Below are 15,116 nucleotides of genomic sequence, written 5' to 3' on the forward strand. Positions count from 1 at the left end.
TTCAGTTCGTCGCTCGGCCGGCGGCCGGCCTGGCATCGATGGCCGCGCCCTGCTGCAGGGCGGCCTGGCCGTTCACCACCACCACCGTCTCGGCGCCCAGCGCCGCGGGCAGGGCGGATGAGCGGCCTTCCTGGGCGCCGGGAATGGCGACGAAGCGGGCCGTGGCCTGCGCGCCGCTGCCTTGTTGCACGAACACGCCCAGCGTGCCGTTGCGGCGCACCATCAGCGCGGGCGGCAGGTGGGGCCGCGATTCGCGCCAGCGCAGCGTGCCGCTGGTGCCCGCGGGCGGTGTTGAGTGTGAGGCGGCTGGCGCAAAAGCGAGGCGCGCGGTCTGGGTGCGGGCCGGGGCGCTGAGCGTGCTGCCCACGCGCAGCAATTTGACCGGCAGTTGCTCCCCGGCGGCGTCGAAGCGCAACTCGCTGCCGGCGCGCAGGCCGGGCACGTCGGCTGGGCTGAGCGTGGCCTGGAGCTCGGCGGCACCCGATTCGCTGAGCACATAGAGCACGCTGCCGGGCGCCACCGATTCACCGGTCTGCGCCAGGCGCTCTTTGACGCTGCCGGCAAACGGCGCGCGCAGCGTGGTCTTGGCCAACTGGCGCCGGGCGGTGGCGAGCTGGGCGCGGCTGGTGCTGAGCTCGGTCTGGACCAGCGTCACCTCGGTCTCGCGCTGGGCCAGCGCTTCCTGCGAGAAGAAGCCCTGGGCCACCAGATCGCGCGAGCGCTGCAACTGCGCCTGGGCGAGCTTCAGGCGCGCCTGGCTGGCGTCGAGCGCCGCTTGCGCGCGCTGCACGGCGAGCTCGGCATCGCGTGGGTCGATCTGCGCCAGCACCTGGCCGCGCGCGACCTGGGCACCGACATCGGCGGTCCAGCGCAGCAACGTGCCCGAGACCTCGGCCGAGAGTTTTGACTCGTTGCGCGCGATCACGCTGGCGGGTGCTTCGCGCTCGGGCTGGATCCAGACCGTGTCCAGCCGGGCCACGCCCACGCTGGTGCGGGCCGGTGCCGCGGCGGCTTGCGCGGCCGCCTCGGGCGTCTGCTGCGTCCAGCCGGGCAGAGACAGGCCGCAGCAGAGGAGGGCAGCGCCCAGGGTCGGCAGGTGAAAGCGTCGCATGGCGGATTCCTGATAGGGCGAGCGGGGGTTCGGGTTCATGTCGGGGCCGTATGGTTGTCGGTTCAGCGCATGCACAGGGCGCGCCAGAGCAGCCGTGGCATGTCCAGGGCGCCCACCCGGGGGCGTTGTTGCCAGCTGCGGTGCTGCAACGCAGCGATTTTGTCGAGGATGAGCAGGCCACCCTGAATGACCAGCCGCAGCTCCCAGCCGGCGCGCCCGGGGATGCGCCGGACGAGTGGTGCACCTTGTTGCATGAGGGCGCGCGCCTGGGCGCACAGCACGGCCACCGCCTGGGCCATGCGCACCTGGGTGGCGGCATCGGGGTTGGCATCCGCATGGAAGGCTTCGCGCGGCAGGCCGTGGCGCCGCAGCAGCTCGGTGGGCAGGTAGTGGCGCTGACGCGGCAGGTCCACGCTGATGTCCTGCCAGAAATTGATGAGTTGCAGCGCGCTGCAGATCTGGTCGCTCTGCGCCAGCGAGGCAGGATCGTGCACGCCATACAGGTGCAGCAGCAGGCGGCCCACCGGGTTGGCCGACAGGCGGCAGTAGTCCAGCAGCTCGGCGGTGTCGGCGTAGTGGTGGCCGGCGGCGGTGTGGCGCACGTCCTGTTCGAACGCGCTGATCAGATCGTGCAGCAGCGGGGCGGGCAGGCCGTGTTGTTGCACGGCCTGGCGCAGTGGCGCAAAAATGCCGCTCCAGCGGCTGCTGATGGGCGCCCCGGCCATGAGGCTGTCTTGCAGCGCCTGCCGGTAGGCGGCGAGCTCGGCCAGGCGCACCGCTGCATCGGCGTCGCCTTCATCGGCGATGTCGTCGGCCGTGCGGGCGAAGTGGTAGATGGCCATCACCGCGGGGCGCAGGGCGGGTGGGCACAGCAGCGAGGCGACCGGGAAGTTCTCGTAATGACCGACGCCGGCAGACAGCGGCGCAGCGCCCAGGGTGGGCGCGGCGGTGGTTTCGGCGGTCGGTGTCGGACGGGTCATGGGCTGGGAGACGACGGCGTTTCGGGGTGGGGTGTCAGGCTTGCCGGTGCCTGACGACATCAAAGGGCTGCATTGTGCAGAGTGTTGGCTGCTGCGGGCGCACCAGCGTCCGTCGATTGCACTACAATTTTGATTACTAACCAGTCAGTCATTAATTTTGACGCAACCGACGGGTCACGGAAATGCCGCATTTTTGGCGCATTTCCACGTCCGATTTCACCGGAACTTTGCAACGTCATGAAAACACCGCATTTTGTCTTTGCCGTGACCGCTGCGCTGGCCCTGGCCGCCTGCTCGCGACCGGAAGCTCCCCAGGAGCCGATCCGTTCTGTCAAGCTGATCACCGTGTCGGCCTCGTCCGTGGGGGCGCAGAACGAATACGCCGGCGACGTGCGCGCCCGGGTCGAGTCGCGGCTGGGCTTCCGGGTCGGGGGCAAGCTGCTGCAGCGCCCGGCCGAGGTGGGCCAGCGTGTGAAACCGGGGCAGTTGCTGGCGCAACTGGATGCGAACGACCTGGCCCTGGCCAGCCAGGCCGCACAGGCGCAGGTGAGCGCGGCGCAGACGCAGCGCAATCTGGCCGCGGCCGATCTGAAGCGTTTCACCGACCTGAAGGCCCAGGGCTTTGTGAGCGGCGCTGAAATCGAGCGCCGCCAGGCCACGCTGCAGGCCGCCGAAGCCGCTCTGCGCCAGGCTCAGGCCCAGGGCGCCGTGCAGGGCAACCAGGCGGCCTACACCCGCTTGCTGGCCGATGCGGCCGGTGTGGTGCTGTCGGTGGACGCCGAGGTGGGTCAGGTGGTGGCTGCGGGCACGCCGGTGGTGCGCGTCGCGCGCGATGGCGCCCGCGATGTGGTGTTTGCCGTGCCGGAAGACCGGCTGGCGCAGTTGCGCGTGGGCCAGTCGGCGCAGGTGCGCCTGTGGGCGGCGGCCACGGGTGCGCCCGGCAACGGGGCCCCGCTCGGTGGCGTGGTGCGTGAGGTGGCGGCGAGCGCCGACGCGGCCACGCGCACCTACCAGGTCAAGCTGTCGCTGCCGGACGGGGCGGCGGTGCCCCTGGGCGCGACCGCCTATGTGACGCTGCCAGCGCAGGAGGGCGCCGTGCCCGCGCTGATCCTGCTGCCCACCAGCGCGCTCATGGCCTCCGCCTCGGGTGGGCCCAACGGCAGCGCGGTCTGGGTGTTCGATGCGGCGAGCCAGACGGTGCAGCCGCGCCCGGTGGTGGTGGCGGGGGCCCATGGCAACCTGATCGTGATCGCCGAGGGCTTGAAGCCGGGTGAAGAGGTGGTGGCCGCGGGCACGCATGTGCTCTCGCCGGGGCAGAAGGTGACGCGTTTCGCCGCACCCGCCGCGCAGTGAGGACGGCATGAGCGCGCACCATCCGAACACCACCGACGGGACCCGCTCCTGGGTCTCGCGTTTCAACCTCTCGCAGTGGGCGCTGGACCACCAGGCCTTCACCCGCTACCTGATGATCGTGCTGATGCTGCTGGGCGTGGCAGCTTACTTCCAGCTCGGTCAGGACGAAGACCCGCCGTTCACCTTCCGCGCCATGGTGGTGCGGGCTTACTGGCCGGGCGCCACGGCGCAGCAGATGGCCGAACAGGTGAGTGACCGGATCGAGAAGACGTTGCAGGAGGTGCCTTACGCCGACAAGATCCGCAGCTATTCCAAGCCGGGTGAGTCGGTGGTGCTGTTCCAGGTCAGGGACTCGTCGCCGCCCGAGGAGATGCAGCAGGTCTGGTACACGACACGCAAGAAGATCGGCGACATGCGCAGCACCCTGCCGCAGGGCGTGGTCGGGCCGTTCTTCAACGACGAGTTCGGTGATGTCTTCGGCGTCATCTACGCGCTGCAGGGCGAGGGCTTTTCGCCCGCCGACAAGAAGCAGGTGGCCGACGACGTACGCCAGCGCCTGCTGCGCGTGAAGGACGTGAACAAGGTCGAACTCTTTGGTGCGCAGGATCAGAAGCTCTATGTCGAGATCTCCCAGAAGCGCCTGGCGGTGCTGGGGCTGGACATGCCGCAGGTGCTGGCCGCGCTGGGCCAGCAGAACGCGGTCGAATCGGCGGGCGCGGTGCAGGCGCCTGCCGATGCGGTGCAGGTGCGCGTGGGCGGTGCGTTCAACTCGGTGGAGCAGCTGCGCGCCATGCCGATCCGCGCCGCCAACGGCACCCAGATGCGCCTGGGCGACATCGCCGACATCCGGCTGGGCTATGCGGACCCGGCGCAGGTGAAGGTGCGCCACAACGGGCTGGACAGCATCGCGCTGGGCATCTCCATGGCCAAGGGCGGCGACATCATCGCGCTGGGCAGGGCCCTGAAAGTGGCGGTGGCCGACATCGAAACCCGGTTGCCCGCGGGCATGGCCCTGGTGCAGGTGCAGGACCAGCCGACCGCGGTGGCGCGCTCGGTGAACGAATTTGTCAAGGTGCTGATCGAGGCGGTGCTGATCGTGCTCGCGGTCAGCTTCCTGGCGCTTGGCCTTCACAGGCGCGAGGGCGGTCGCGGCCTGCGCCGCTACGTGCTGGACATTCGGCCCGGGCTGGTGGTGTTCATCACCATCCCGCTGGTGCTGGCCATCACCTTCCTGGCCATGCAGTACTGGGGCATCGGCCTGCACAAGATCTCACTCGGCTCGCTCATCATCGCGCTGGGGCTGCTGGTGGACGACGCGATCATTGCGGTCGAGATGATGGTGCGCAAGCTCGAAGAGGGCTACACCATGATGAAGGCGGCGACCTTCACCTGGGACGCCACCGCCATGCCCATGCTCACCGGCACCCTGATCACGGCGGCCGGCTTCCTGCCCATCGGCATGGCGAATTCCACGGTGGGTGAATACACCTTCGCGATCTTCGCGGTCACGGTGATCGCGCTGGTGCTGTCGTGGATCGTGGCCGTGATGTTTGTGCCTTACCTGGGCGTGAAACTGCTCAAGGTCAAGCCCCATGTGGGCCCGGCGCACGAGGTGTTTGACGGCCCGTTTTATGTGCGCTTTCGTGGGCTCGTGGACTGGTGCGTGCAGCACCGCTGGATCACCATCGGCCTGACCATCGCGACCTTCGTGCTGGGCATGGTGGGCATGGGCCAGGTGCAGCAGCAGTTCTTCCCCGATTCGAGCCGGCCCGAGATCATGGTGGACATCTGGCTGCCCGAAGGCAGCAGCATCCAGGCCATGGACGAGGTCAGCCAGCGGCTGGAACAGCGGCTGTCGAAAGAGGCGGGTGTGCAGAGCGTGAGCACCTGGGTGGGCTCGGGCGTGCCGCGTTTCTACCTGCCGATAGACCAGATCTTTCCGCAGTCCAACGTGTCGCAACTGATCGTTCTGCCGCAGGACCTGGCCACGCGAGAGACGCTGCGCAGACAGCTGCCGGCCTTGTTGGCGACCGAGTTCCCCGAGGTGCGTGGGCGGGTGAAGCTGCTGGCCAACGGGCCACCGGTGCCGTACCCGGTGCAGTTCCGCGTGATCGGCCCTGATCCCGCGGTGCTGCGCGGATTGGCCGACGAGGTGAAGGACGCGGTGCGCCAGAATCAGAACATGCGCGGTGTGAACGACAACTGGAACGAGTCGGTCAAGGTGCTGCGTCTGGAGGTGGACCAGGCGAAGGCACGCGCGCTGGGCGTGAGCAGCCAGTCCATCGCCCAGGCCTCGCGCACCATCCTCACGGGCAGCACGGTGGGCCAGTACCGCGACGGCGACAAGCTGATCGACATCGTGTTGCGCCAACCGCTGGATGAACGCGATGCCATCTCCAGCCTGGGCAACGGCTACCTGCCGACCGCCAGCGGCAGGAGCATCCCGCTGCTGCAGATCGCACAACCGGTGCTGGGCTGGGAGCCGGGCGTGATCTGGCGCGAAAACCGCGACTTCGCGATCACGGTGCAGGGCGACGTGGTGGAAGGCCTGCAGGGCGCCACCGTCACTGCGCAGCTGCAGCCGGCCTTGAAGCAGATCAGCGACAGCTGGGCCGGGCGCGGGCTGGCGGGCTACCAGGTGCAGGTTGCGGGCGCGGTGGAAGAGAGCAGCAAGGGTTCTTCGTCCATCGCGGCGGGCATTCCGATCATGCTGTTCCTCACCTTCACGCTGCTGATGCTGCAACTGCAGAGCTTCAGCCGCTCGCTGCTGGTGTTCCTGACCGGGCCGCTGGGCCTGGCGGGGGTGGCCGGCGCGCTGCTGCTGCTGAACCGGCCCTTCGGCTTCGTCGCGCTGCTCGGCGTGATTGCGCTCATGGGCATGATCCAGCGCAACTCGGTGATCCTGATCGACCAGATCGAGCAGGACCGCGCGCGCGGCGTGCCAGCGTGGGACGCGGTCGTGGAAGCGGCGGTGCGCCGCATGCGCCCCATCGTGCTGACCGCCGCGGCCGCCGTTCTGGCCATGATCCCGCTCTCGCGCAGCGTGTTCTGGGGCCCAATGGCGGTGGCCATCATGGGCGGCCTGATCGTGGCCACCGTGTTGACCCTGCTGGCCTTGCCGGCGATGTATGCGGCCTGGTTCCGTGTGAAGCGGGAGCCGGTTGCGGGCTGAGGACGGAATACCTTCTTCACCTCGCGGGCTCGGAGGCGGGCGGCGCTCTGCTCCGTGACGGTCCCCCGGACCGGCTGCGCCGGGTCCCCTCCCTGACTTCGCGGAGCCGGATGCCCCGGCCGCCGACGAGCGTATCGGCCGGAGAAGACCTCTCACACCTGATCAACAATAGGCCATGCGCCTCAGACACATCGAAGTCTTCAATGCCGTCATGCTCACCGGCAGCGTGAGCGCGGCCGCGCGCATGATCAACGTGACGCAGCCGGCGGTCAGCCGCACACTTCAACACGCCGAGATCCAGCTCGGCTTCCAGCTGTTCCAGCGCGTGGGCGGGCGGCTCAAACCCACGGTGGAGGCGCAGACCCTGTACCCGCACATCGAACGCCTGTTTTCACAGCTCGACGAGGTGCAGCGCCTCTCGGCCAGCCTCAAGGCCGGGCGCGGCCAGGGGGAGCTGCGCGTGCTGACCGTGCTCGCGCTGAGCTACGAGGTGTTCCCGCGGGCCATGCGGCTGTTTCGCGAGAAACACCCCCAGGTCATGGTGCACCACGAGGCCCTGCATTCACCGCAAATCGTGGCCTCGCTGGCCTTGCAGGAAGCCGATGTGGGCTACGTGTTCAGCGCGGTCTCCCACCCCTCGCTGGCGCAGGAACAACTGGCCGAACGGCAGGTGGTGTGTGTGGTGCCCAGGGGCTTGCTGTCGGCGCGCCAGCTCAAGGCCGGCACCATCACGCTGGCCCAGCTCGCCAAACTGCCGGTCATCGCGCTCGATGGGCAGGACCCGCTGGGCCAGCTGCTGGCGCATGCGGTGCGCGACAGTGGCGCGGGGCTGCAGGAAGTGATGACGGTGCAGACCTACCACGTGGCCTTGGCGCTGGCGCACCACGGCGTGGGCGTGGCCATGGTGGAGAGCTGCACGGCCGCTTCGGCCGACCGCAGCAAGGTCGACGTGCTGGCGCTGGAGCCGGCCTTGCCGACCCGGGTTCATGCCTTGCGGTCCACGGCGCGACCGAACTCGCTGCCCATCCGCGCCTTCACCCGCTGCATGCAGCAGGCGCTGCGGGAAACCGTCTGAGCGGGTGGCGCCCGGTCACGCACGGAAGCCGCTCAGCAAACGCCGGGTGGCCCCTCAGTGTGGTGGCCCGGCGTGTGCCGAACCGGTCAGTTGCCTGGCGATGCGCTGCGCGCTGCCGAAGGCCAGGGTGAAACCCAGGGCGCCGTGGCCGGTGTTGAACCAGAGGTTGGCAGGCCCGCCGCGCAAACGGCCGATCACCGGCAACCCGGTGGGGGTGGCGGGTCGCAGGCCGGCCCAGGGTTGCAAGTCCTCGTAGCGGCTGGCGTCGGGAAACAGATCGCGCGCGGTGGCGAGCAGCGAGGCGATGCGGTCGGCGGGGATGGCGGTGTTTTCGCCCACCAGTTCCGCCATGCCCGCCACGCGCAGGCGCTGCCCGAGGCGCGCGAACACCACCTTGCGCGCCGCTTCGGTCACGCTCACGCGCGGTGTGGCTCCTGGCGCATCGTTGGCGTCCACCGTCAGGCTGTAGCCTTTGAGCGGGTAGACCGGCACGCGCAGGCCCAGCGAGCGCGCCAGCGGGTGCGAGCCCGTGCCGAGCGCGACCACGAACGCGTCGGCCTCGATCGCGCCGCGCGGCGTGTCGGCGGCCACGATCCGTTCGCCCGAACGCAGCAGGCGTGTGACGGGTGTGTCGAACGCGAAGCGCACACCGCGTGCCAGCAGCAGGCGCTCCAGTGCCAGGCAGACCTGGTGGCAATCGGCTGCGCATTCGCCTGGTGTGTGGATGGCGCCGGCGAAGCGCTGCGCGTAGCCCGCCAGCGCAGGCTCCACCGCCACGGCGTCAGTGGGTGAGAGCGCGTGCTGCACGCTGCCCAGCGGGCGCTGCAGTGCCATCTGTCGGCGCGCGCCGGCAAAGGCCGCCTCATCCGGGTAGAGCACCAGCTTGCCGGTTGTGGAGAAGTCGCATGCGATGCGCTCCTCGGCCATCATGTGGTCGAAGCTCTGCCGGCTTTCGGCCGCCAGCGCGAGCAGGCTGACGGTGGTGCGCTGTGAAACGCTGGCGCGGCACGCGGCCAGGAACTGCAGGCCCCACGCCCACTGGTGAAGATCGGGCATCAGGCGCAGCTTCAGCGGCGAGTCGCTGGCCAGCAGGAGCCGGGGCAACTGTTGCCAGATACCGGGGTCGGCCAGTGGCTGTACGTAGGCGTAACTCAGTTGCGCGCCGTTGGCGGCGCTGGCTCCTGCGCCGGTCCGGGCGCGGTCGACCACCGTGACGGTGTGCCCGGCGCGCTGGAGTTGCCAGGCCGTTGCCAGGCCGATGATGCCCGCGCCGAGCACGCAGACCTGCAGGGGTTTTTCTGTCGAGGGGTTCATGCACACCGAATGTAGCCAAGGCCTGCAGCGCTGAAAAATGCCGATCGCGGTGCCATCCATGCCGCAAATTCATGGGGCTTGTTCAAAAAGGCATTTTCCGAAACGGTGCTTCACTGCCTACACTGCGGTCGTTTTCACCACCCGCAAAAGAGCCCGCATGTCCACCGCCCCGACATCCCGCGTTTTCCACCGCCAGTTGCACCACGCCTTGCCCGTCGCCGTCAGCGGCCAGGGCATTTCCATCACCGACCAGAACGGCCGCGTCTACCTCGACGCCTCGGGCGGTGCCGCCGTCTCGTGCCTGGGTCATGGTCATCCCGATGTGATCGCGGCCATGCACCGGCAAATCGACCAGCTCGCCTACGCCCACACCAGTTTTTTCACCACCACCGTGGCCGAGGAACTGGCCGACCTGCTCATTCACACCGCGCCCGCCGGCATGAGCCATGTCTATTTCGTCAGCGGTGGTTCCGAGGCGGTCGAGGCAGCGCTGAAGATGGCTCGGCAGTATTTCGTTGAGATCGGGCAGCCACAGCGCCAGCATTTCATCGCCCGGCGCCAGAGCTACCACGGCAACACGCTGGGCGCGCTGGCCGTGGGGGGCAACGCCTGGCGGCGTGAGCAGTTCAAGCCGCTGTTGATCGATGTGACCCATGTTGCACCGTGCTACGAATACCGGGACCGCCGCGATGGCGAGACACCGGAGCAGTATGGCCAGCGGCTCGTGACCGAGCTGTCCGAGGCGATCGATCGCCTCGGCGGCGAGAACGTCATGGCCTTCGTCGCCGAAACCATTGGTGGCGCGACGGCTGGTGTGCTGACACCGGTTCCGGGGTATTTCAAGGGTGTGCGCGAGCTGTGCGACCGCCACGGCATCCTGCTCATCCTCGACGAAGTGATGTGCGGCATGGGCCGCAGCGGCACGCTGCACGCCTGCGAGCAGGAAGGCGTGGTGCCCGACCTGCTGACCATAGCCAAAGGCCTGGGCGGCGGCTACCAGCCGATCGGCGCGGTGCTGGCGCAGGGCCGGCTGGTGGACGCGTTCCGTCAAGGCAGTGGCCTGTTTCAGCATGGCCACACCTACCTGGGCCATGCGGTGGCCTGCGCAGCCGCGTTGGCGGTGCAGCGCGTGATCCAGCGCGATGGCCTGCTGGACCAGGTGAAGTCACGCGGGCAAGCGCTGCAAACCCTGTTGCTGGACGCCTTTGGGGATCATCCGCACGTGGGCGACATCCGCGGGCGCGGCCTCTTCTGGGGCATCGAGCTGGTGCTCGATCGCGGCACGAAACAGTGGTTTCACCCGGCGCGGCGCCTGCACGCGCGCATCAAAAGCGAAGCCATGGCCGAGGGTCTGATGGTCTACCCCATGGGCGGCACGGTGGACGGGCGTTGCGGTGACCACGTGCTGCTGGCCCCACCCTTCATCGCCAGTGAGGCCGAACTGTCCCAGATCGTGAAGCGTCTGCGGGTCAGCGTGGACCGGGCCATTGCCGCGACAGCCTGAGGGGTCTTTCCTGCAGAGCTGGCTTGATGTATAAGTTTTCTTGCTGAATCATTACAGATATGAAAACCAAGGTGAAACCCGGTCTGACCCTTTGTTGTTGCGGGTTAGCATGGCGTTTTGCAGCAGACCCGCCTGCATGCCCCTGTTGCGCGCTGAGCGGGTCACCCGCTGGCGTTGCCGTTGTCCCCTCACTGGCCTGACCTCACAAGGGTTCCATGACCATCACGTTCCATCACAAGGAGTCCGCATGACCATTTCCCTGAAAACCACTGCTTCCCGCCTCTCGCTTGCTGCCGCCGTGCTGGCGCTGTCGGCCCCTCTGGCCCCCGTTCAGGCGCAGCAGAAATTCATGACCATCGGCACCGGTGGCGTGACCGGCGTGTACTACGCCGCGGGTGGTGCCATCTGCCGCCTGGTCAACAAGGACCGCGCCAAGCACGGCTTCCGCTGCTCGGTGGAATCCACCGGCGGTTCGGTGGTGAACATCAACACCATCAAGGCCGGCGAGTTGGATTTCGGCGTCTCCCAGTCGGACGTGCAGTACAACGCCTTCAATGGCGCCAAACAGTTCGAGAAGGACGGCAAGCACACCGACCTGCGCGCGGTGTTTTCCATCCACCCCGAACCCTTCACCGTGTTGTCCCGCAAGGAAGCCAACATCACCAAGTTTGACGATCTGAAGGGCAAACGTTTCAACGTCGGCAACCCGGGCTCGGGCACGCGCGCCGCCATGGACGAATACCTGGCCAGCAGCGGCGGCAAGATCAGCGACTTCGGTCTGGCCGCCGAGCTCAAGGCCGACGAACACGGAGCGGCCCTGTGCGACAACAAGATCGATGGCTTCTTCTACGGCGTGGGGCACCCCAGCGCCAACATCCAGGACCCGATCACCACCTGCGGCGCCAGGCTGGTGCCCATGACCGGCCCGGCCGTGGACAAGCTGGTGGCGGCCAACAGCTACTACGCCAAGGTCAACATCCCCGGCGGCCTGTACGCCGGTCACCCGAACCCCACGCCCACCTACGGCGTGCTGGCTTCGTTCGTGACCTCGGCCAAAGTGCCTGACGTGGCGGTGTACGAACTGGTCAAGGCCGTGTTCGAGAACTTCGACGAATTCAAGAAACTGCACCCGGCTTTCGTGGGTCTCGATCCCAAAAACATGATCAAGGATGGCCTGTCGGCCCCGCTGCACCCCGGTGCCGTGAAGTACTACAAAGAAAAAGGCTGGATGTAAGGTCCGGCTGACTGCCGAGGTCCTGCCGGACTGACGCCGCAAAAAAGCTCTGACTCGTCAGGGCTTTTTTGTTGGTCTCTCTTCAAAACCACAACACACCGATCTGCATGAAAACCCACACCGCACCCGAAGTCGACGTCAACCAGCTGGTTGCCGACAACGACACCGGCGGTCGCGAACCCGGTCCCTGGATGCGCCGCATGCTGCTGGCCGTCGCGCTGGCCTGGTCGTTGTTCCAGCTCTGGATCGCCTCGCCGCTGCCGTTCAGTCTGGGCATTCTGGTGTTCAACGACACCGAAACCCGCGCCATCCACCTCGCCTTTGCGGTGTTCCTGTCGTACATGGCGTACCCCGCGTTCAGGCGCTCGCCGCGCGCCTATGTGCCGGTCACGGACTGGGTTTTCGCCCTGGTCGGCACCTTCTGTGCTGCCTACCTGTTCCTGTTCTACAAGGAACTGGCCACCCGGCCCGGCCAGCCGACACCGATGGACGTCTACACCGGCGCGGTCGGTATCGTGTTGCTGCTTGAAGCGACCCGGCGCGTGCTGGGCCTGCCCATGGTGATCGTGGCGCTGGTTTTCCTGGGCTACACCTTTGGCGGCCCGTACATGCCCGACATGATTGCCCACCGCGGCTTCTCGCTCAACCGTGCCATGAGCCACCAGTGGCTGACCACCGAAGGCGTGTTCGGTGTTGCGCTCGGTGTGTCCAGCGGTTTCATTTTCCTGTTCGTGCTGTTTGGCTCGCTGCTCGACAAGGCGGGTGCCGGCAACTACTTCATCAAATCAGCCTTTGCGCTGCTGGGCCACATGCGCGGTGGTCCGGCCAAGGCGGCGGTGCTGTCTTCGGCGGCCACCGGCATCATTTCCGGCTCGTCGATCGCCAACGTGGTGACCACCGGCACCTTCACCATCCCGCTCATGAAGCGGGTCGGCTACCGACCCGACCAGGCAGGCGCAGTCGAGGTGTCGAGCTCGGTGAACGGCCAGATCATGCCGCCGGTGATGGGCGCGGCCGCCTTCCTGATGGTGGAGTACGTCGGCATTCCCTACATCGAGGTGATGAAGCACGCCTTCCTGCCGGCCATCATCTCCTACATCGCACTGCTCTACATCGTGCACCTGGAGGCCCTCAAGGCCAACATGGTCGGCCTGCCGCGCCGCGGCACGGCCACGGCCGGCCAGCGGCTGATGTCGTTTGCCATGACCGTGGCCGGTTTCATCGTGCTCTCCGGCGCGGTGTACTGGGGCATTGGCTGGATCAAGACCGCCATGGGTGACGCCGCCATCTGGGTGGTCGGCACCGGTCTGCTGGCCAGCTATGTCGGCCTGCTGTGGTTTGGCGCCAGACAGCCCGCCCTGGAGCTGGACGATCCGAACGCGCCCGTGTTTGAACTGCCCGAAACCGGGCCCACCGTGAAGTCCGGCCTGCACTACCTGCTGGCGGTGGTGGTGCTGATCTGGTGCCTGATGGTCGAGCAGATGTCGCCAGGCCTGTCCGCCTTCTGGGCCACGCTCTTCATGATCTTCGTCATGGTCACGCAGAAGCCGATCATCGCGGCGTTTCGCGGGCACGGTGGCCTGGGCGCTGCCACCCGGCAGGGTTTTGCCGACCTGGTGGATGGTCTGGCCACGGGTGCGCGCAACATGATCGGCATCGGCGTGGCCACCGCGGCGGCCGGCATCATCGTGGGCACGGTGTCGCTCACCGGTGTCGGTCTGGTCATGACCGAACTGGTGGAGCTGCTCTCGGGCGGCAACCTCATGCTCATGCTGGTGCTGGTGGCGCTCATCAGCCTGATCCTGGGCATGGGGCTGCCGACCACGGCCAACTACATCGTGGTGTCCACGCTGATGGCGCCGGTGGTGGTGGAGCTGGGCGCGCAGAGTGGCCTGATCGTGCCCCTGATCGCAGTGCACATGTTCGTTTTCTATTTCGGCCTCATGGCCGACGTGACGCCGCCGGTGGGTCTGGCGTCGTTTGCGGCGGCGGCGATTGCGCGCGCCGACCCCATCAAGACCGGCATCACCGCCTTCTACTACAGCATGCGCACGGCCATCCTGCCGTTCCTGTTCATCTTCAACACCCAGTTGCTGCTGATCGGGCTGTCCGGCCCCCTGCACCTGATCCTCACCGTGGTCAGCGCCACGGTGGCCATGCTGGTGTTTGCAGCAGCCACGCAAGGTTTTTTTCTGGTGAAGTCGCGCTGGTACGAAACCCTGGCCTTGTTGCTGATCACCTTCACCTTGTTCCGGCCCGGGTTCTGGTGGGACATGCTGTACCCGCCGTTTGACGAGGTGCCCGCGGCCCAGATGACATCGCTCATCGAACAAGCCCCTGCCGGCTCGGGCAAGCGGATCTGGATCGAAGGCATGAACATGAACGGCGATGACATCCGCAAAGGCGTGCTGCTGCCCCTGGGCGAACCCGGCACCGCCCGCGAACGCATGGCCAGCGCGGGATTGACCGTGATGGCGCAGGGCGACGAACTGCTGATTGCAGCCGTGAAGTTTGGCAGCCCGGCTGAAAAGCTGGGCATGGAGCAGGGTTTCCGCATCGTGTCGGCCGAAGTGCCGGCCGAACGTCCGGCCAAAGAGTGGCTGTACCTGCCCGCACTGGCCTTGTTGCTGCTGGTGATGGGGCTGCAACGTGCCCGCCGGCCTCGCGAGGGCCTGCCGGCGTGACGCGCATCGCGCTCATCCACGCGCTGGCGCATTCGGTAGCGCCGATCAACGGCGAGCTGCAGAACGTCTGGCCTGAGGCGGTGCGCATGAACTTGCTGGACGACAGCCTGTCGGCCGACCTGGCCCACAGCGGGCAAGGACTGGACGCAGCGATGCACCAGCGTTTCGAGTCGCTCGCCGCCTACGCCGAAGGCACGGGCGCGCAGGCCATCCTGTTCACCTGCTCGGCATTCGGGCCCTGCATCGAAGCGGTGGCGCTGCGCCGGCCGCACATGCCGGTGCTCAAGCCCAACGAGGCCATGGTGGCCGAAGCGGTGGCGCTGGGCGGTCGGGTCGGGCTGATCGCTTCGTTTGCGCCGACGCTGGCGTCCATGCCTCCCGAGTTCCCGCCCGGCACTGACCTGCGCGCCGAGCTCGCTGCAGGTGCGATGGAGTCTTTGGACCGGGGCGACACGGCTGCCCACGACGCCGGTGTGGTGCAGGCGGCCGAGGCGCTGGCCCGACAAGGCTGCACCGTGATTGCCCTGGCGCAGTTCAGCATGGCGCGTGCGCAGGCTGCGGTGCAACAGGCGCTGGGTCTGCCGGTGCTGACCACGCCCGGCAGCGCGGTGCGCGCGCTGCGGCAACGACTGGGCATCAATGGGCAACCGGTGAAAGGCGAGGGCGGGCAACCGCTACAATAGAAGGTT

General features: G+C 67.6%; 10 protein-coding genes. 7 read left to right on the forward strand and 3 right to left on the reverse strand.

The features are described 5' to 3' along the window. Position 1: 1 nt before the first annotated feature. Both AC23D4_RS01470 and hpnC read right to left on the reverse strand, forming a co-directional pair. A complete protein-coding gene (locus AC23D4_RS01470) occupies positions 2-1,111 on the reverse strand; it encodes an efflux RND transporter periplasmic adaptor subunit (protein WP_487623682.1) in 1,110 nt (369 codons plus the stop codon). A 62-nt stretch (positions 1,112-1,173) separates the two neighbouring features. Next, positions 1,174-2,091, reverse strand: coding sequence for a squalene synthase HpnC (hpnC, locus tag AC23D4_RS01475; protein ID WP_472889446.1), 918 nt, complete (start codon positions 2,089-2,091; stop codon positions 1,174-1,176). A gap of 237 nt (positions 2,092-2,328) precedes the next feature. Between hpnC and AC23D4_RS01480 the strand changes: the two genes are divergently transcribed. The 3 genes from AC23D4_RS01480 (at position 2,329) to AC23D4_RS01490 (ending at position 7,691) form a co-directional block, all read left to right on the forward strand. Then, positions 2,329-3,444 (forward strand): efflux RND transporter periplasmic adaptor subunit, encoded by a 1,116-nt coding sequence (locus tag AC23D4_RS01480; protein WP_472889447.1) that lies wholly within the window; start codon positions 2,329-2,331, stop codon positions 3,442-3,444. Between the two features lie 7 nt (positions 3,445-3,451). Beyond that, positions 3,452-6,616: an efflux RND transporter permease subunit gene (locus AC23D4_RS01485; RefSeq protein WP_472889448.1), complete on the forward strand. Its 3,165-nt coding sequence runs from the start codon at positions 3,452-3,454 to the stop codon at positions 6,614-6,616. Between the two features lie 175 nt (positions 6,617-6,791). Continuing rightward, positions 6,792-7,691: a LysR family transcriptional regulator gene (locus tag AC23D4_RS01490; RefSeq protein ID WP_472889449.1), complete on the forward strand. Its 900-nt coding sequence runs from the start codon at positions 6,792-6,794 to the stop codon at positions 7,689-7,691. Between the two features lie 54 nt (positions 7,692-7,745). On the opposite strand, the gene AC23D4_RS01495 is transcribed toward AC23D4_RS01490, so the two are convergent. After that, positions 7,746-9,005, reverse strand: coding sequence for a D-amino acid dehydrogenase (locus AC23D4_RS01495; RefSeq protein WP_472889450.1), 1,260 nt, complete (start codon positions 9,003-9,005; stop codon positions 7,746-7,748). 157 nt (positions 9,006-9,162) lie between these two features. Here AC23D4_RS01495 and AC23D4_RS01500 point away from each other — a divergent pair, with 157 nt between their 5' ends. The 4 genes from AC23D4_RS01500 (at position 9,163) to AC23D4_RS01515 (ending at position 15,110) form a co-directional block, all read left to right on the forward strand. Beyond that, positions 9,163-10,509, forward strand: a complete 1,347-nt coding sequence (locus AC23D4_RS01500; protein ID WP_472889451.1) for an aspartate aminotransferase family protein — start codon at positions 9,163-9,165, stop codon at positions 10,507-10,509. Positions 10,510-10,756: 247 nt separating this feature from the next. Further along, complete coding sequence (locus AC23D4_RS01505) at positions 10,757-11,743, forward strand: TAXI family TRAP transporter solute-binding subunit (RefSeq protein ID WP_472889452.1); 987 nt, start codon at positions 10,757-10,759, stop codon at positions 11,741-11,743. 107 nt (positions 11,744-11,850) lie between these two features. Further along, positions 11,851-14,427 (forward strand): TRAP transporter permease, encoded by a 2,577-nt coding sequence (locus AC23D4_RS01510; protein WP_472889453.1) that lies wholly within the window; start codon positions 11,851-11,853, stop codon positions 14,425-14,427. After that, on the forward strand, positions 14,424-15,110 hold the full coding sequence (locus AC23D4_RS01515; RefSeq protein ID WP_472889454.1) for an aspartate/glutamate racemase family protein: 687 nt from the start codon (positions 14,424-14,426) through the stop codon (positions 15,108-15,110). The genes AC23D4_RS01510 and AC23D4_RS01515 overlap by 4 nt, the downstream gene beginning before the upstream one ends. Positions 15,111-15,116: the final 6 nt, after the last annotated feature.

The sequence above is a fragment of the Hydrogenophaga sp. L76 genome (assembly GCF_057654755.1).